17 protein-coding genes are annotated in these 16,546 nt (G+C 49.3%); 10 read left to right on the top strand and 7 right to left on the bottom strand.

What is annotated here, in order from left to right; genetic code table 11:
- The first annotated feature begins 369 nt into the window (after positions 1 to 369).
- The 6 genes from H6F86_RS18335 (at position 370) to H6F86_RS18310 (ending at position 6,491) form a co-directional block, all read left to right on the top strand.
- A complete protein-coding gene (locus H6F86_RS18335) occupies positions 370 to 867 on the top strand; it encodes a DUF2231 domain-containing protein (protein ID WP_190450158.1) in 498 nt (165 codons plus the stop codon).
- Positions 864 to 1,460 carry a DUF2231 domain-containing protein gene (locus tag H6F86_RS18330; RefSeq protein WP_190450157.1) on the top strand — a complete coding sequence of 199 codons (597 nt, stop codon included), beginning with the start codon at positions 864 to 866 and terminating at the stop codon, positions 1,458 to 1,460. The genes H6F86_RS18335 and H6F86_RS18330 overlap by 4 nt, the downstream gene beginning before the upstream one ends.
- A 139-nt stretch (positions 1,461 to 1,599) precedes the next feature.
- The gene (locus H6F86_RS18325) at positions 1,600 to 2,589 is read left to right on the top strand and encodes a cytochrome c oxidase subunit II (protein WP_190450156.1); all 990 of its coding nucleotides are present in this window, start codon (positions 1,600 to 1,602) and stop codon (positions 2,587 to 2,589) included.
- A gap of 75 nt (positions 2,590 to 2,664) precedes the next feature.
- Positions 2,665 to 4,374 carry a cytochrome c oxidase subunit I gene (gene ctaD, locus H6F86_RS18320; RefSeq protein WP_190450155.1) on the top strand — a complete coding sequence of 570 codons (1,710 nt, stop codon included), beginning with the start codon at positions 2,665 to 2,667 and terminating at the stop codon, positions 4,372 to 4,374.
- Positions 4,371 to 4,979 (top strand): heme-copper oxidase subunit III, encoded by a 609-nt coding sequence (locus H6F86_RS18315; protein ID WP_190450154.1) that lies wholly within the window; start codon positions 4,371 to 4,373, stop codon positions 4,977 to 4,979. The genes ctaD and H6F86_RS18315 overlap by 4 nt, the downstream gene beginning before the upstream one ends.
- 9 nt (positions 4,980 to 4,988) lie before the next feature.
- On the top strand, positions 4,989 to 6,491 hold the full coding sequence (locus H6F86_RS18310) for a GMC family oxidoreductase (protein ID WP_190450153.1): 1,503 nt from the start codon (positions 4,989 to 4,991) through the stop codon (positions 6,489 to 6,491).
- A 45-nt stretch (positions 6,492 to 6,536) separates the two neighbouring features.
- On the opposite strand, the gene H6F86_RS31635 is transcribed toward H6F86_RS18310, so the two are convergent.
- The 3 genes from H6F86_RS31635 to H6F86_RS18300 all read right to left on the bottom strand — a co-directional run bounded on the left by H6F86_RS31635 (position 6,537) and on the right by H6F86_RS18300 (position 7,778).
- Entirely contained in the window at positions 6,537 to 6,851 is a 315-nt protein-coding gene (locus H6F86_RS31635) for a helix-turn-helix domain-containing protein (protein ID WP_199305363.1), read from the bottom strand.
- A gap of 6 nt (positions 6,852 to 6,857) precedes the next feature.
- The gene (locus H6F86_RS31630) at positions 6,858 to 7,235 is read right to left on the bottom strand and encodes a Crp/Fnr family transcriptional regulator (RefSeq protein ID WP_199305362.1); all 378 of its coding nucleotides are present in this window, start codon (positions 7,233 to 7,235) and stop codon (positions 6,858 to 6,860) included.
- Between the two features lie 63 nt (positions 7,236 to 7,298).
- Positions 7,299 to 7,778, bottom strand: a complete 480-nt coding sequence (locus tag H6F86_RS18300; protein WP_199305361.1) for a response regulator — start codon at positions 7,776 to 7,778, stop codon at positions 7,299 to 7,301.
- A gap of 431 nt (positions 7,779 to 8,209) precedes the next feature.
- Between H6F86_RS18300 and H6F86_RS18295 the strand changes: the two genes are divergently transcribed.
- Positions 8,210 to 8,953, top strand: a complete 744-nt coding sequence (locus H6F86_RS18295; RefSeq protein WP_190450152.1) for a hypothetical protein — start codon at positions 8,210 to 8,212, stop codon at positions 8,951 to 8,953.
- Positions 8,954 to 9,082: 129 nt separating this feature from the next.
- On the opposite strand, the gene H6F86_RS18290 is transcribed toward H6F86_RS18295, so the two are convergent.
- Positions 9,083 to 9,895, bottom strand: coding sequence for a C39 family peptidase (locus tag H6F86_RS18290; protein ID WP_190450151.1), 813 nt, complete (start codon positions 9,893 to 9,895; stop codon positions 9,083 to 9,085).
- Between the two features lie 398 nt (positions 9,896 to 10,293).
- On the opposite strand from H6F86_RS18290, the gene H6F86_RS18285 reads away from it, so the two are divergent.
- Positions 10,294 to 11,454, top strand: coding sequence for a cob(I)yrinic acid a,c-diamide adenosyltransferase (locus tag H6F86_RS18285; protein ID WP_347240645.1), 1,161 nt, complete (start codon positions 10,294 to 10,296; stop codon positions 11,452 to 11,454).
- A 36-nt stretch (positions 11,455 to 11,490) separates the two neighbouring features.
- Here the strand turns inward: H6F86_RS18285 and H6F86_RS18280 are convergent, their stop codons facing one another.
- The 3 genes from H6F86_RS18280 to H6F86_RS18270 all read right to left on the bottom strand — a co-directional run bounded on the left by H6F86_RS18280 (position 11,491) and on the right by H6F86_RS18270 (position 14,866).
- Complete coding sequence (locus H6F86_RS18280) at positions 11,491 to 12,252, bottom strand: hypothetical protein (RefSeq protein ID WP_190450150.1); 762 nt, start codon at positions 12,250 to 12,252, stop codon at positions 11,491 to 11,493.
- Between the two features lie 257 nt (positions 12,253 to 12,509).
- Positions 12,510 to 13,370, bottom strand: coding sequence for an alpha/beta fold hydrolase (locus tag H6F86_RS18275; protein WP_190450149.1), 861 nt, complete (start codon positions 13,368 to 13,370; stop codon positions 12,510 to 12,512).
- Between the two features lie 74 nt (positions 13,371 to 13,444).
- The gene (locus H6F86_RS18270) at positions 13,445 to 14,866 is read right to left on the bottom strand and encodes an amidohydrolase family protein (protein WP_190450148.1); all 1,422 of its coding nucleotides are present in this window, start codon (positions 14,864 to 14,866) and stop codon (positions 13,445 to 13,447) included.
- A gap of 178 nt (positions 14,867 to 15,044) precedes the next feature.
- Between H6F86_RS18270 and H6F86_RS18265 the strand changes: the two genes are divergently transcribed.
- Positions 15,045 to 15,296, top strand: coding sequence for a hypothetical protein (locus H6F86_RS18265; protein ID WP_190450147.1), 252 nt, complete (start codon positions 15,045 to 15,047; stop codon positions 15,294 to 15,296).
- A 645-nt stretch (positions 15,297 to 15,941) separates the two neighbouring features.
- Positions 15,942 to 16,421 carry a photosystem I reaction center protein subunit XI gene (locus H6F86_RS18260; protein ID WP_190450146.1) on the top strand — a complete coding sequence of 160 codons (480 nt, stop codon included), beginning with the start codon at positions 15,942 to 15,944 and terminating at the stop codon, positions 16,419 to 16,421.
- The last annotated feature ends 125 nt before the right edge of the window (positions 16,422 to 16,546 follow it).

Below are 16,546 nucleotides of genomic sequence, written 5' to 3'. Positions count from 1 at the left end.
CCTGAAAATCATGAAGGCATGGTTTATGTGGTCATGATTCGGTTGATGCTGAGGCGGTTAACAAACAACCGACGAACGAGGAACTTGAAACCTGCTTAACCAGCATTTACAAACACTTTCTAAATGATTACGGGCTGAATTACTGCTCATCATCTTTTGAACGGCATAGCTGAGATAAATCCTTCCCCCTTTAGACTGATTCTGTAGAGGAGAAAATGAAGATAGCCTGCAAGCGTAATCTTTTGCAGGGCAGTTGTTCTCGCTCTAAATCTACCAACCCTTTATTAAATTGCTGTGAAACCGTTAAATTATCAATATGATTTTTGGGTACTGCTCCATTTAACTGTCACTGTATGCTCCTAAAGACCTGTGTTTAACTATCTTCCGCCACTTAACGAGCACAACCTTCCTTACCCCGACACTATTCACCCGATCGTGGTGCATTTTGTCATTGCGATGGTGCTCTTTGCAGTGTTCTGCGATGTCGTCGGCTATTTCACAAAAAACTCTAGATTGCATGAGGTTAGTTGGTGGAACCTTGCATTCGCAACGGTTTCGATCTTTATCGCCATTATTTTTGGGCAGATTGAAGCGGGTCTAGCAGAACCTTATGCAGCGTCCGTGTCTACCTTAAATATCCATACAATTTTGGGCTGGTCGCTCTCAGCAATTTTGGCGATCGTCACAGCATGGCGGTATGTGTTGCGGTTACAGGAAAGACCGCAGTTACCCATCCCTTACCTCATAGCAAGTGTGCTGTTAGCTGGGCTAGTTTGTGTTCAGTCATACTTGGGCAGCGTACTGGTTTGGGTCTATGGTCTGCATACAATTCCGGTTGTAGATGCGATTAGAGGCGGTCTGTCATGAATCCAGATCTACTAAGACAGTGGGGCAGTTTAGGTGCTAACGGGTTGCCTTATCCAATCCCGATTCATCCCAACCTGGTACATCTGACGTTGGGTTTATTTATTGTGGCGATCGCCTTCGATATCGTAGCGACACTGTTTCCGATCGAAAAAGCAGTCTTTAAGTTTTTAGCGATTCCGGCTACCCGCTCTGCGCTGTTCGATGTTGGTTGGTATAACTTGCTAGCCGCCGCAGTCATTACTTTTTTTACGGTCGCTGCCGGTTTTTTTGAAATTTCTTTGGCTGTACCACTAGCCGATGTCAAGAGTGCCTGGGGCTTTCACGCCCTGGAGACGATGATTGTACACGGGGTTGGGGGAGTCATTATTTTAACGCTGATTGTGGGGATGACTGTCTGGCGGGGTTTTCAACGCTATCGCTGGCGCAAAGACATGGCAAGACAGGTGCAGTGGAGCTATTTAGCTGCTGGTTTGTTTGTTTTTGCACTGATGTTTGTGCAGGGAACGTTAGGTGCACATCTAGGTGCTGAGTTCGGTATTCACATTACGGCAGATCAACTGCTGCACCTGGGCGAAAGTCCTAATCAGCTTTAGGTAAAGAAAGGTAGAAGGCAGGAGGCAGAAGGTAAGAATATTTTTTCGCCCTTTTCCCTCGACTTCGGTTTCTGCTTCCGCCCTTTTGCCCTGTGCCTTCTGCCTTCTATCTCACGTTTAATATGATGCGATCGCTGTCATGATGAAACTCCGCGCAATTTTGATAATGACGGTCTACGCCATCCTGGTTACGTTTGCTAGCTTTTGGATGGCGAAGCAATCTTACTCCTGGTTTCCGCCAGAAGCATCAGCGGAATCGAAGCTGCTGGATGATTTATTCAGTCTCTTTACAGGGTTAGGCACATTCGTTTACCTGGGTGTGATTGGTCCCTTTATCTACTCGCTGGTCTTTCATCGAGCCAGTAAGTACGACACGAGCGATGCTCCACCGATCGAAGGCAACACCTGGCTAGAAATTATTTGGACAGCAACGCCGCTGGTTTTGGTGTTAACCCTTGCTTTTGTCAGTTATCGTACTTACGAAAAAATGTCCATTCGTGGTCCGATGGAACTGGTGCATCTGCATGTGCCACAGGTGATGGAGCCTGCTTATGCTGAACCGTTTGACAGTATGCCTCAACAGCAGATTCAAGATGCAGTAGAGGTCGCCCCCATTGAGCAGATTGATGTGATGGCTAAACAGTGGGCATGGGTATTTCACTATCCAGAGCAGGATATCACCAGCACTGAACTACATTTACCAGTTGATCGCCGTATTCGGTTCACGTTGCGATCGGAGGACGTGCTGCATGGGTTTTACATTCCAGCCTTTCGCTTGAGTCAGTATGTGGTTCCCAAACAGGATATCAATTTTGAACTCACTCCTATAAAAACGGGAACATATCGCTTACGGGACTCGATGTATAGCGGTACTTATTTTGCTGCCAATCAAACCGATGTGGTCGTGCAATCACCCAGCGATTACCAGCAGTGGTTAGCCGATGCGGCGACTCAAACGCCCAGCGCCGCTTTTAACCAGGCTGCCTACGAGTATGACCAAACTTCTGAACGGGGAGCAGGTAACACCAAGGATAAGGTTGCCGTTCGTGGTTGGGCAACGATTCCACCTGCGCCGCCACCGGTGGTGAACTATGCACCAAAGCATAAGCCTGACAGCCCAGCCATCTGATGCAGCTTGCTCTCATTTAGCGTTTGTGTAACGTCCCGTAAGGACTTGAAGGATTAGCGAAGGATTAAGGACTTTATGACGAATATTTCGATCGAGGCTCCAGACATTATTCGCGGACAACCGTACCCCGGTGCGCCCGACAACTGGAAGCGGTTTTTTACCTTCAGCACCGATCACAAAGTCATTGGCATTCAATATATCGTCACGTCTTTTGTCTTTTTTCTGGTTGGCGGACTGTTTGCCATGATTATGCGGGGCGAGCTAATTACCCCCGAAGCAGATCTGGTCGATCGCACGGTTTATAACGCGCTGTTTACCATGCACGGCTCGATCATGCTGTTTTTCTGGACGTTTCCCGTTTTGGTGGGACTGGGAAACTACCTGGTGCCATTAATGATCGGAGCGCGAGACATGGCTTTTCCTCGGCTCAATGCGGTCTCGTTTTGGATGATCCCGATCGCAGGCGTGTTGATGCTGTCAAGTTTTCTGATTCCGGGCGGTCCGTCGCAGTCAGGCTGGTGGGCTTATCCACCTGTCAGTTTGCAGAATCCAACCGGAAATTTGCTTAACGGACAAGTGCTTTGGATTCTCTCTGTCGCCATTTCGGGTGTTTCCTCGATTATGGGGGCAGTGAATTTTGTCACCACCATTTTTAGGATGCGTACGCCAGGAATGACCTGGTTTAGAATGCCTGCCTTTGTTTGGGCAGTGCTAGGGGCACAGTTGATTCAGCTTTATGGCTTGCCATCACTTACAGGCGGCGCGATCATGTTGCTGCTAGATTTAACGGCTGGAACCAGCTTTTTTGCCCCCGAACGCGGTGGAAATCCCATTCTCTACCAGCATTTTTTCTGGTTTTATTCCCATCCTGCCGTGTACGTGATGGTGTTGCCTGCCTTTGGCATCTTTTCGGAAGTGCTGCCCGTTCATGCGCGTAAGCCGTTGTTTGGTTACCGCGTGATTGCCGCCTCGTCGATCGTCATTACCATCATCAGCAGTACTGTGTGGGTGCATCATATGTTTGCCAGTGCTACCCCTCCCTGGATGCGGATGTTCTTTATGGTGACGACCATGTTGGTTGCCATTCCCTCTGGCATTAAGGTGTTTGGCTGGGTCGCGACCGTGTGGGGTGGCAAAATCCGGTTTACGACGCCGATGCTGTTTGCGCTGGGTGGCATTAGCAACTGGTTGTTTGCAGGCATCACGGGCATCTTTTTGGGTTCAGTGCCGATCGATCTTCACGTTCACAATACGTACTTCGTAGTCGGTCACTTTCATTATGTGCTGTACGGGGCGATCGTCATGGGCATCTATGCCGGGATCTATCACTGGTTCCCCAAAATGACAGGGCGTATGTATTACGAAGGTCTGGGCAAACTGCATTTTGCGCTGACGTATATTGGCACCGCGTTAATCTTTTTGCCAATGCATCCCCTGGGGCTGATGGGAATGCCGCGTCGGGTCGCTTCTTATGATCCAGAGTTTGCTTATTGGAATGTGGTCGCCAGCATTGGTGGCTTTCTACTGGGTCTGTCTACACTGCCGTTTATTCTCAACATGGTGAGCGCCTGGATTCGCGGCGACAAAGTTGGCAACAATCCCTGGCGAGCATACGGCTTAGAGTGGCTCACCTCTTCACCACCCTCAGTCGAAAACTATGAAGAAACGCCGATTGTGATTTCGGGTCCCTATGGCTACGGCAGAAACGAACCGTTGGTCGAAAACATCCCAAACCCTAACTTGACTGATTTCCCAGAATCTCTGACACAGCAGAAAACATCATGACGGCAGAAAGAGCGCTTTCCCAAGACCTCGAAGCAAACGTCCGAGAGCACCAAGAGCATGACGAAGCAGGAAACAGTAAGTTTGGCTTTATTGTGTTTCTGCTGTCAGAAAGTGTGATTTTCCTGAGCTTTTTTGTGGGTTATACCATCTTCAAAACCACGACGACTGATTGGTATCCAGCAGGCGTTACCGGGCTAGAAACCAGAGAACCATTGCTTAATACGATCGTGCTGGTCTCCAGTAGTTTTGTGATCTATGTCGCTGAACGATATTTGCATGACAAAAAGCTCTGGGGGTTTCGCCTCTTTCTCCTGGCGACAATGGTCATGGGAGGCTACTTCCTATTTGGGCAGGCAGTAGAATGGCGTGGTTTGCCCTTTACTTATCAGTCCGGTTTGTTTGGCAGCCTGTTCTATCTACTCACTGGCTTTCATGGTTTGCATGTCCTCACTGGCATTCTGCTGCAAGGGTTGATGCTGGGGCGATCGTTCCTTCCCGGTAACTACGACAATGGTTTCTTTGGTGTCGAGGCAACCTCTTTGTTCTGGCACTTTGTTGATGTCATTTGGATCGTGTTATACACGCTAATTTATGTTTGGCAGTAGGAGACTCCTATGATCGTTGACGACCAACACTATGACGTGATTATCATCGGTACTGGAGCGGGTGGCGGCACTCTAGCCCGTAAATTAGCACCAACTGGCAAAAAGATTTTGCTGCTGGAACGAGGGGAATTAATTTACCGCGAAAGCTCAGAGTTAATCGATACAGAAGTCTTTAAAAAAGAGCAATACCATGCGCCCGAATCCTGGCACGATAGTTCGGGAGAGCCCTTTTCTCCACAAACGTATTACGCAGTGGGTGGCAATACCAAAATCTGGAGCGGTGTTTTGCAGCGAAGGCGCGAACGTGACTTTGAGCAAGTGCAACATCAAGGTGGGCTTTCTCCAGCATGGTCATTAAAATACCAGGACTTTGAGCCTTACTATACGGAAGCGGAAAAACTGTATCAAGTACACGGTAAGTTTGAGGATGATCCAACCGAGCCATCCCACAGCGAAGCCTATCCCTTTTCAGAAGTTGCCCACGAACCATTAGTGCAACAAATTGGCGGTTCTTTGGCTGAGCAAGGGTTACATCCCGTTCATCTACCGCTAGGGTTAGGTGATTTTGGTCGAACGGATGCCGAAGATACCGGCATTACTCCCGTACTCAACAGCGAGAACGTGACGCTCAAAACGTCTGCCCAGGTCGTTCTCCTGCATACCAATCCATCTGGCTCAGAGATCAAAGCAGTTGAGGCAAAAATTGGGGAGCAGTCCTATTTATTTTTAGGCGATGTTGTGGTGCTTGCCTGTGGTGCTGTAAATTCGGCAGCCTTGCTGTTGCGGTCTGCTAACGAAAAACACCCTAAGGGAATTGCAAATGGCTCTGATCAGGTGGGACGCAACTTGATGAAACAACTGCTGTCTGTTGTCGTGCAGTTGACCTCTACCGCTAATTCTGGGTTGTTTTCTCGTACGCTGGGGCTGAATGATTTTTACTGGGGAGACAAGGATTTTCCGTATCCGATGGGTCATGTGCAAAACTCTGGCGGGATTCTCCAGGATGTCATTTTTGCCGAAGCCCCTCCCATTTTATCGGCGTTGTCTCGACTCATGCCTAATTTTGGCTTGCGGCAGTTGGCAACCCATTCGATCGGCTGGTGGTTGAAAACAGAGGACTTGCCCCATGCAGACAATCGGGTTCGTTATGTGGGAGATAAGCTACGAATCGATTACACGCCTAATAACGTCGAAGCGCATGATCGCCTGGTTTATCGTTGGGTTGACGCGTTGAAAAGCGTTGAGCAGTCTCAGCCCAATCTATTTAACCGCACAACGCATCCTCGTAGTGATATGCCTGTACAGGTTGTGGCGCATCAGTGTGGCACCTGTCGGTTTGGCGAAGATCCAGCGACCTCAGTCTTAAATCTAGACTGCCGTACCCATGAAGTGCATAATCTCTATGTTGTCGATAGCAGCTTCTTTCCATCTCATGCCAGTGTTAGCCCCGGTTTGACGGTTATTGCCAATGCTCTGCGAGTCGGCGATCGCCTCATTGAGCAATTGCAGTAAAAAGCCGAAAAAACCATCATCGGGTTTAAGGACAAAAAGGCAATGTTAATTTCCCCTCAGCAAGCGATCGTATTCCGCTTTAGTGGTTCTGAAACATTCACACGCAGAGGCTTCTAGCCCAGATCGATTGAGGATTTGGACTCTTCCCCGTTGATACTGAATCAGTTTTCGCTCTTGTAGCCGTTGCGCTGCCAGCGTCACCCCTGCCCGCCGCACGCCTAGCATATGGGCGATAAACTCCTGCGTTAGCGGCAGATTGTCGGAGTCAATACGGAATTGCGTTTCGAGTAACCAACGTGGTAGGCGTTGGTCTAGCGTGTGGAGCGAGTTGCAAGCCGCCGTTTGAGAGACCTGCACCATAAACGCCTAAGTGTAGCGTAGGAGTAAATTGTGAAGTTCATCATAGCGTTTGAACTCCTCCTCTAGTCTCTGCACCTCAATTCTCATCGCGTTGCCTGCGATCTGAACCATGTATGCTGTCTGTGTGGTTGCACTGTTGCCCATCAAAGCGTTAAGACCCAGCACTTCTTGATTGCCGACCATCCCGACCTCTGCTGTCGCACCATCTTGCATGGTGATGGTGATCGAGAAAAGACAGTCGAGTGGGAAAAAGATATGCAGCAATGGCTCGCCAGGCTGATGGACGATCGAACCCTGACTTAAGGTAACCTGCTCAAGATGAGGTGTAAGCCGATCGAGCACATCGGCAGAGAGCAAAGCCAATATTTGATTTTCAGCGGTCATAAAAGCCTCATAACGGCGTCGAAGTCGCCCTTTTTAGAACATTCTTTGAGAAAAAGTCGATTGCTATAAACAGGTGTTTGCTGCCATCGCTTGAACCGACCCGGTACGGCAAACGATCATAGCAAGTAGCTTGTCGATGTCTAACGGTTTGGCTAAGTGCCGACAAAACCCAGCCGTGAGGGCACGAGTACGCTCATGCACTCCAACACATACCGTTAAAGCAATTGCCGGAATCTGAACACGATAGGTCGTTTCAAAGGCTTTCACCTTATCCATGAGTGCGTGTCCATCTTCACTCGGCAGAAAAAGCTCACTAATCACAAAATCGGGGAGAGTTTGTTGCATGCGTTCGATCGCTTCACTAACGCAGGTTGCTGTAGTCGTTTCAACCTTATAGCTGTCAAATAACATCGTTAGCAAATCTCTACAATCAGCAGTACCATCGACTACAAGCACTCGTAAACCTTTTCGCAGTAGAGGTAAATGAGGCATAGCAGCGGCGATCGAGTTTATAGAAAGGTTTAATGCAACATAGATCAACAATAGTTGTTACAGAAATTGCGATCAGTACAGTTGCGTACTATGGAAACAAATTCAGTACATTCAGAGTTGGCGGTGTAGCATTTTTCGCAACGGGCAACGTTTGTGCCGCAGCTTGCCCGACGGTATCTATTCTCCAACTTGGTATCTATTCTCCAACTTAGTCACAGGCTCATTTCCACCCACCTGAGTGTCTTGCCGTTCTAACTTAACTTCGTACTCCTGGCTAAATGAGATGATGAGCAGATTAGGGTTCCCAGTTCTGCTTCTGGTAAGGGTTCTACTTAATCCTTTAGACTTTAGCCTTTTGCCATAGATGTCCTGGTTCACTTTAGCACTCAAAACTTTTAGCCCTCACCCCTCAGCCTTTCTCCTGATGGATTCAGAAACCGACGTATGATCCTAATTTGAAGTCCTCTATGGCATCACTGGTTATGACGAGATTGCTTGTGAGAAGCCTGCGCTTTGGCTGTTTGGCGATCGCTCTAGCTGCCGTTTCCGTTAGTAGCAAACCCGTTTTTGGCGATCGTTTGCTGGCGGCTGATCCCATCAAGCCGATGCTGCCTGCTAATTTGCGTGAGGTAAGTGTATGGACGCGGGCATTGGGCAAGGCTCAACCACCCTCACCGTGGCGTGTGGCACCGTGCGATCGCAGTAGCAAAGCGCCGATGCTCTGTGTGTACGATCAACAGGCTCTAGTCGGTACGGTAGAACTGGGAACACACCTCATTAGCAGCCGACCTGATTTGAGGCAAAAGCTGAAAGAGGCAGGCATTCCAGCCAAGGCAAACTACGCTGCTCCTAAATATCGCAAGCAAGTGGCGATCGCCCTTAAAGCCTGGGTCGAAGACTACTACGCCTTCTTTAAAGACGATCGCAAGACTGCATACGGTGACAGCATTACCTTTGCCTCTCAGCCGCCCGTACAAGTGTCGCTTGGTAAGCTAAAGGGATTCCGCTACGGTTTTTCAGGCATCAAGCAAGATAAGGACATCCACGAACAGCGCGTTGGCTATGTTGCCTTTGATGGTGCCACGCTGTACATCATCACAACTGCGTTTGATGCTACATCAGAGACAGGCAAGTTTAAGACGCTCGAAGACTTCCAGCGCTTTGAACCGCATTTGGCAAAGCTGATAGCACGACTGCAATTACCGATCGCCAAGCGATCACGTTGATTGATAGCTAAGTTGATTGGTGGCTAAACAGCTATTTAGCCACTAGCGCTCAGCTTTCAGCGACTAGCATCGGTTCTCGCACTAAACGCTGACCGTTCATCTAAACCAATGGCTGTTTTTTTACAAACCCTAAGCCTTAGACAAACGGTGTAGCCAAACATAGTTGGAACCTTCGGGGCTGCATTTGCTTTGAATCAGGCTGTTGGAATAAAAGAGGTTCTGCCCAGAGCGATCGGTGAGATAGCCAGAAGCCGTCCACTCGCCGTAGGGATCATTAACGTAGAAGCCGCTCTGGTTGTAGCCACGCACGACCACGATATGACCAAAGCTCGTGAAGTAACCGTGGATAATGCAGGGACGACCTTCAGCGATCGCCTTGCGAATATCTGCCAAACTACCTCGCAGGGTCAGGTTATTCTCAATGCCATACGCTCTCGCCATCCTTGCCAGATCGTCCGGCTCGTGACGGCTCAAGCCATTACCATCCATGTAACGATACAGTTCGTCCTCGTACTGGGCGGCACTGGTGCGCTGCTTAATGCGGAAGTACGCCATCACCATTGCAAAGCTAGTAACATTGCAGGCTCCGGTTGGGTTCACGGCATTGTCAAGCTGGCTTTTATACGGAATGTTGAGATTCTTGCTTTTTGGCAGTGCGCCGGGTGGTGGCGCAGGTGCAGGCTGGGGCTTACTGTAAGCCACTTTGCCCTTGCTGTCGATTAACTGCACATGATACCCATAGGTGTGCCAGGTATTGCGGGGTGGATCGCCCAGTACCTCACCTAAGATCGCGACCTTGAGATGGTCTTTCTCAACAAATTTCCAGGAACTCAACTCAAAAACCTTTCCTGCGGCTACAGACACCTTATCTTTTGCAGATAGCTTGTCAGCATCAGCAGTCGATTGCTTGAATGTAGTGTTTTGAACAACTTTGAGCCTCATATACAATGCCCCTTCCGCTAAATGAAAGCATCGAACGGTCAACACAAGCGACGTGAGTGGAAAACAGATGCCCCTCTAACGTTGTCGAACCGATCCACACAACGATTAACCCATTTAAGCTTATCAACACAAGTTGGGTGTTACAGAGGCTGATCAAGTCGGTAGCTAGCGATCGTCTTAGAGCCTCTTTCCGTCTGCGGCTGCATTGTACGCTGTTTGATCATACAACCCCACCTAAAGGTAACTCTAAAAGCGCGCCCGATTTTCCTTTATAAGACGAAGCAAGCGCCCAACTGTTTCAAACGCTCGAAGTGTTTAACGGCTACTTTATGCGCTAAACCGCTATATATAGCGTAAACTCACAAACGAATGCGCTAAAAGAGGCAGGATTCGTTAAAATGAAGCGGCAGCAAACGTTGGAGCCTATGGCACGCACAGGCATTGGAATTCGGACGGCGAATGCACGCTCCGAGCGGCTCACTGGGCAAATTCATGTTTACGATGGCGCTGGAAAGGGAAAGTCTCAAGCGGCGTTGGGCGTAGTGCTACGTTCCATTGGTTTGGGCATTCACTCCGACTTGCAGACCCGTGTATTGCTGCTGCGCTTTCTGAAGGGACCAGGACGGACGTATGACGAAGATGGGGCGATCGAGGCATTGCAGCGCGGCTTTCCGCATCTGATCGATCAAGTGCGTACGGGCAGAGCCGAATTTTTTGGGGCAGACGATATTACCCGCTTTGACACGCTTGAAGCACAGCGCGGCTGGGATGTGGCAAAAGGTGCGATCGCTTCCGGTCTTTACTCTGTCGTTGTACTCGATGAGCTGAACCCTGTATTGGATTTAGGCTTGTTGCCGGTCGATGAAGTGGTCAGTGCCCTCAAGCGCAAACCCGATCACATGGAAGTTATTGCAACGGGTCGTGGCGCACCCCAACCGCTGCTTGATGTTGCTGACTTGCACTCAGAAATGCGCCCTCATTACCACGCTGGCGCCAAAGAGCAGGGCATTGCCGGTATCGAGATTTACACTGGCTCAGGCAAAGGCAAATCGACGAGTGCGCTTGGTAAAGCGTTGCAAGCGATCGGCAAAGGCATCAGTCAGGACAAATCTCATCGTGTGCTGATTATGCAGTGGCTCAAGGGCGGCAGTGGCTATACCGAAGATGCTGCGATCGCCGCCCTTAACCAAAGCTATCCTAATCTTGTGGATCATCAGCGCTGCGGACGCGACGCGATCGTTTGGCGTGGGCAGCAGCAGGAACTTGATTACGTCGAGGCAGAGCGCGGCTGGGAAATTGCTAGAGCCGCGATCGCGTCAGGGCTGTACAAAACCATCATTTTGGATGAACTGAATCCCACTGTCGATTTAGAGTTGTTGCCAGAAGAACCGATCGTCCAGGCACTGCTACGTAAACCCCGCGATACCGAAGTCATCATCACCGGACGCTGCAAAAATCCTCCCGCCTACTTTGACCTTGCTAGCATCCACTCTGAAATGATTTGCCACAAGCACTACGCCGAAAAAGGCATTGACCTTAAGCGCGGCGTAGATTTTTAAGTGACTGTTTTTAAGTGGCTATGAAGTCCGTCTTGCTCAGCCGGTTGCTACAGCATTGCCAGCATAACGTCCTCTGCCCGTGCTTTTCCATGTGCCCTTGCTGCGACCCACTGAGAGGATATTGGCTAGGGAATTTTTCGCGCGATTGTAATCCTCTTTAGATAAGCCATCGTACAACTCAGCCATCACCTCATCCGTACTCAGCGGTGCTGAAGCGTTACTAAGAATGTCACCCACCGATTCTGTCAGTGCTTTGTCGCTCCATTGACTCTTCAAGAACCGCTGTAAGTTTGATGTTTTGCCTCGCTGGTTCGTTTTACCGGCTGACGGCGTTGCTGGTTTCGATGGTTTTTTCGCTGTGGTGGTCTGGGTCGTCGCTGATGGTTTTGGACCAGGCGGCGTTTTTGCTGGCTTGGCTTTTTGTTGGCTACCCCGCTGCTTGATTGCAGTTTTTTTGGCGGGTAACGCTGCGATCGCCGCTGCAACAGGCTCCGGCTCGTCGCTGGAGGCATCACTCCCACTCTCTGCGGCAGCAAGCTCTATAGCACTAGCAAGTTCTACAACGCTCTCAGGCGTTACTTCTGGTATGGAATCGGTTTCAGGCGTTACTAATCCTAGCGCTGAGGCTTCAGACAGGAGCGTTTCAATACCTTGGATTTGAGTAGTCTTTTGCTGCGCTTGCTCGTTCATCCACTGGAGTTCTTGACTCAAATGATCTTTTACTTTCTGCAACGAGGCAACAAATGCGATCGCTTCATCTTTGGCTAGGGTTTGGAGATAGGACGTTGACGTTGCCACAGCTAAACTCTTGTGAACAGTGATTGTTCTTGATTCTACTTCACGCTTTGAGATCAGAAGCAGAATCTGTCAAGTTTTGATTGTAAATACTTGTAGAATGTTTCCACCGTTGGCGTAATCACTTCTAAATCCAGTGATGCAGCTATGCGGTGGTGAGCCATAGCAGCCACTTACACAGCTTCAGGCTGGCAGGTTTGCTCCTGACAATCCTCTCTGTAGACCGAATTTAAAGTCATAGAAAGAGCAGTGTGGAATGGCTAGTGCTTGTAAACAAGAAAGCCCGCGATCGCGTCTAGCAGAGCTTCCGGTTCATCAGCACGGATGGAATGACCGCTATGCTCAAAAATCCGCAGATCGGCGTTGGGAATGGCGTTAGCAATTTCTTCTGAAAATTCAGGTGGGCAGATCCAATCATGCTGCGCACCAATCACTAGAGTCGGAGCGGTAATTTTGGATAATTCGCTGCGAATATCGTAAGTTCGCAGAAAGCCACCAAAGGCAACATTGATGGCATCAGGAGAGAGAATGGCACGATCCCAGGCTTTTGGCGACGAGTCTGGATCGTAAGTGATGGAATAGAGCGATCGCATTACGGTGAAATACTCACGCAACTGTTCTTCATTCTCAAAGTTGCCGTCCCAGAGGCGTTGCGCGATCGCCTTTTGTTCGTCTGTTCCCCGCTCTGCCAGAATGGCTTTGGCTCGTTCCAGAAAGCGGTAGTCGGGCACGGTGACGATCGCAATCAGATGCGACACGTTTTGAGGATAGCGGCTGGCATAGGTTAACGCTACCATGCCGCCATAGGATGCCCCAATCACAACAATCTGGTCTAAGCCAAGATGCCGACGGAGGGCTTCCATATCCTCCACATTGTTGTCTAGTGTGTAGGTTTCTTTCGCGCCTCGTGCCGATCGCCCTTGCCCACGATGATCGAAGTAAACCAACTGCATTTTTTGGCTCAACGGCGACAGCGTTGGTTTAAAGGAGGTGTGATCGGCTCCGGGTCCACCGTGAATGAGAAAGGCAACAGGCTTTTCCCGCATCCGTTTGCCATCCGGCACCAGACCCGCACCTTCTATATCAAAGTAAATTTCGGTATCGCGTAACTTAGCTCGCATAGCTATACAGATTCTAAAATGCAGCAGTCAGCAGTCAGCAGTCAGCTTTTTAGCCTTTAGCCTTTAGCCCTTCACTACGAATAGCCCTTAATCTGCTCTGGCAAGTTCATCACTGAGCGATAGTGCGCTTCCACTTGAGCAATCTTTGTCGATTGACGGTTTGTGATCCATTGGCTGCGATCGAACAATTGTTGTCGCAGGTCATCAACATTAATGGTGGTGACGCTGCCGTTAGCAACAAGACGATTGCCCTTGGCCCAAACGCTATCCACTGCTTGCGCCGGACGACCCAACACTAACAGCCCGATGGGATCAGTGCGCGGCAGTAGCGATAGATTCTTCAGGTCGTACAGCACCAGATCTGCCTGCTTACCCACAGTGAGCGATCCAAACTCGTCTGCCATGCCCAGCCCAGTAGCACCCCCGATCGCCGCTATTTCAATTGCTTTGCGGGGTGTCATCCAGTGGCGATAGTCAAAATCGGTAACGTTGTGCAAAATTGAGCCGATTTTAATTGCTTCTAACAAATCCTGAGAATCGCTGCTGGCACAGCCATCGCAACCAAACGCCACATTGATACCTGCTTGAAGATATTTGAGAATCGGTGCAATGCCACTCCCCAGACGCAAATTGCTAAGTGGATTATGCACAACGGTTGCCTGAGTTTCGGCGAGGATGGCAATGTCCGCCTCATCCAACCACACGCAATGCGCTAGAGAGGTACGACTGCTCAAGAAACCCAGTTCCTTCAAATGCTTCACTGCGCTACAGCCGTATTTTTCGTGTGCCAGCATTTGTTGCGCTTTGGTTTCTAACAAATGAGTATGGAGCGGCAGCGTGTAGCGATCGCTCAACTCAACAAACCCTTCAAACAGGGCATCGGTACCAAGCTGCAATCCCGTTGGTGCAGGCAGAATGACAACGCCCTCGTCGGGTCTATGAAACTCTTGAATGGCTTTGTGAAGCAACTCGATCGACTCCTGCGTCGATCGTTGATACGGAATATGTTCGCGCTTGACCCCACCTGATGGAATGCTGGCAGTAAGTGGCTCGTCTTGCATCAACGGGGCGATAAAGGCACGGATGCCCACTTCGCGATAAGCACGTACCGCTGCTGCGATCGACTCTACTTCCCGACCCGGAATCATCACCAGATGATCCACGACGCTTGTACCACCTGACAGCAAGGTTTCGACGGCTGTTGCTAACGCACTTAGGTAAAGTTGCTCTGGGTCAAGCGGCTCAAACTCATACAGTTCTGCAATCCACAGCTCCAGCGGCGTAGGGGGAATCATGCCCCGCTGCCACAGCTCAGGCGAATGGGTGTGAGCATTGACAAAACCAGGCAGCAGCAGCTTATTGCGCCCATCGACAACAGCTCCCACAATTTCCAAACTGGGAGCGATCGCCGCAATGCGTCCATCTATAAGCTGAACATCAACTGTTTCGTACCCTTGCTCAACTGGAACCAGGGCACTCTGAATGGTGAAATCCACAAACCTAATCCTTTCTATAATGAGAAACCGATTACTAAAGGAGAGGTTTCTCCGTTAATCTTTCTTAATTTTAGATACTGTGTTTCCTTGTTTGAAGTCAAGCAGTTAAGGTCTTAGCAGTGGTTCGTGTTGCGTTAGACGATCGAGGCGGGAACCTTACTAAAAACGGAGTTTTACTATGCAGCCATTACGACAGGGAGATGTGCTTTTGCTCCCTACTCAAGCCTTCTCTACATCAGTTCTAGACAGTCAGAAATTGCCACACCTGACGCTGGCAGAAGGCGAAGTGACCGGGCACAAGCACTGCATTAGCAAGGGGCAGGCAGAACTGTATGAAAAAGACGGCACACTTTATCTGCACGTGCTTCCAGAAACGGCTACGCTAACGCATGAAGAACACAAGGCGATCGCCATCCCCCAAGGCACCTAGATAACCCGCATTCAGCGTAAATATGAACCCGAATGCTGGCACCATGTCGCTGATTGAGGTGTGGCGAAAGAAGCCGAGTCTGTGTAGACAGAACCTGTTTGTGCTCTCGGTGGAGAAACTCGGTTCTTGGTGAGAACTGTTGGTCAGTTAGGTCGCAATTTTAGCAAGGTATCCTGTGCATTTATTTGGGTAAATTAATGCTCCAACAGCTTAGAAAATGGCTTAAAACGATGCCACCAAAAATAAAAGTGTCTTTACCCACATTTAAAGCATCAGTTACACCAGAATCTGTCAACCGCTAGAGAAGCAATTCGGTGGGTTAACTGAGATGCCGATCCAGAGGCTTTTGCGGTTCAGACCTGATCAAGCTGGTAAAGATACAGGTAAGCGTAATGTACCAACGATCGCCAAACTTTCAAGATACGTTGGCAAAGAGAAACGCGATCGTGAATGAGGGAGCGATCGCTCTGTCTAGCGTGACATTTAAGACGTATTCCGAATCTTTCAAATGTTTGGCTCACTGTCTAAGCTGACCGATCCTATTAACTTTTTTAACGGTTCTCACAGCTTTGCAAATGAAATTCCGCTCAGGACTTAAAATTGTCCTATTCTTAGAAACCTTAGATAAAGTAGGACACGTCCAATATGGCTGACCCTAGAAATGCAGAACTTATTCAACCTTACAACGGTGATCCCTTTACAGGGCATTTGTCTACTCCTATTAGCGATTCTGCGTTTACCAGAGCGTTTATTGGTAATCTGCCTGCTTACCGCAAAGGGTTAGCTCCGCTCGTACGTGGTCTCGAAATTGGTCTCGCTCATGGTTATTTCTTGATTGGACCCTGGGTCAAGCTTGGACCATTGCGTGATTCTGATGCAGCCGCGCTAGGCGGACTCATTTCAGGGCTGGCACTGATCCTGATAGCAACTGCTTGCCTTTCAATCTATGGGCTTGTGACCTTTGATGGCGAAAGCCACTCCAAAGACGCATTACAAACATCTGATGGCTGGAGCCAGTTTACAGGCGGCTTCTTTATTGGTTCAACAGGCGCAGCTCTTGTAGCATTCTTCTTGCTAAAAGAGTTTTCTACTGTTGACTCAATCTTCCGTGGCTTATTTAACTAGAGCCTCGATTCAGCTTATTAATGTAAAAGAGCCTGAGTCATTGTGACTCAGGCTCTTTTGCTATGCCTACCAACTTTAATGTAAATGCTACTAAACCACCTTTTAGATGCATCGTGGACGCATCC

This window comes from Phormidium sp. FACHB-592 (assembly GCF_014695795.1).
Taxonomy (GTDB): domain Bacteria; phylum Cyanobacteriota; class Cyanobacteriia; order Leptolyngbyales; family Leptolyngbyaceae; genus Stenomitos.
The sequence above is the reverse complement of the archived record's forward strand: the minus strand, read 5'-3'. Positions and strand labels throughout refer to the sequence as shown.

Coding starts and splice junctions, on each gene's coding strand:
- H6F86_RS31630 (WP_199305362.1), bottom strand. CDS start 7,235: ATGACCGCTGAAAATCAAATATTGGCTTTGCTCTCTGCCGATGTGCTC.
- H6F86_RS18325 (WP_190450156.1), top strand. CDS start 1,600: ATGATGAAACTCCGCGCAATTTTGATAATGACGGTCTACGCCATCCTG.
- H6F86_RS18260 (WP_190450146.1), top strand. CDS start 15,942: ATGGCTGACCCTAGAAATGCAGAACTTATTCAACCTTACAACGGTGAT.
- H6F86_RS31635 (WP_199305363.1), bottom strand. CDS start 6,851: ATGGTGCAGGTCTCTCAAACGGCGGCTTGCAACTCGCTCCACACGCTA.
- H6F86_RS18315 (WP_190450154.1), top strand. CDS start 4,371: ATGACGGCAGAAAGAGCGCTTTCCCAAGACCTCGAAGCAAACGTCCGA.
- H6F86_RS18290 (WP_190450151.1), bottom strand. CDS start 9,895: ATGAGGCTCAAAGTTGTTCAAAACACTACATTCAAGCAATCGACTGCT.
- H6F86_RS18295 (WP_190450152.1), top strand. CDS start 8,210: ATGACGAGATTGCTTGTGAGAAGCCTGCGCTTTGGCTGTTTGGCGATC.
- H6F86_RS18285 (WP_347240645.1), top strand. CDS start 10,294: ATGAAGCGGCAGCAAACGTTGGAGCCTATGGCACGCACAGGCATTGGA.
- H6F86_RS18265 (WP_190450147.1), top strand. CDS start 15,045: ATGCAGCCATTACGACAGGGAGATGTGCTTTTGCTCCCTACTCAAGCC.
- H6F86_RS18310 (WP_190450153.1), top strand. CDS start 4,989: ATGATCGTTGACGACCAACACTATGACGTGATTATCATCGGTACTGGA.
- ctaD (WP_190450155.1), top strand. CDS start 2,665: ATGACGAATATTTCGATCGAGGCTCCAGACATTATTCGCGGACAACCG.
- H6F86_RS18275 (WP_190450149.1), bottom strand. CDS start 13,370: ATGCGAGCTAAGTTACGCGATACCGAAATTTACTTTGATATAGAAGGT.
- H6F86_RS18330 (WP_190450157.1), top strand. CDS start 864: ATGAATCCAGATCTACTAAGACAGTGGGGCAGTTTAGGTGCTAACGGG.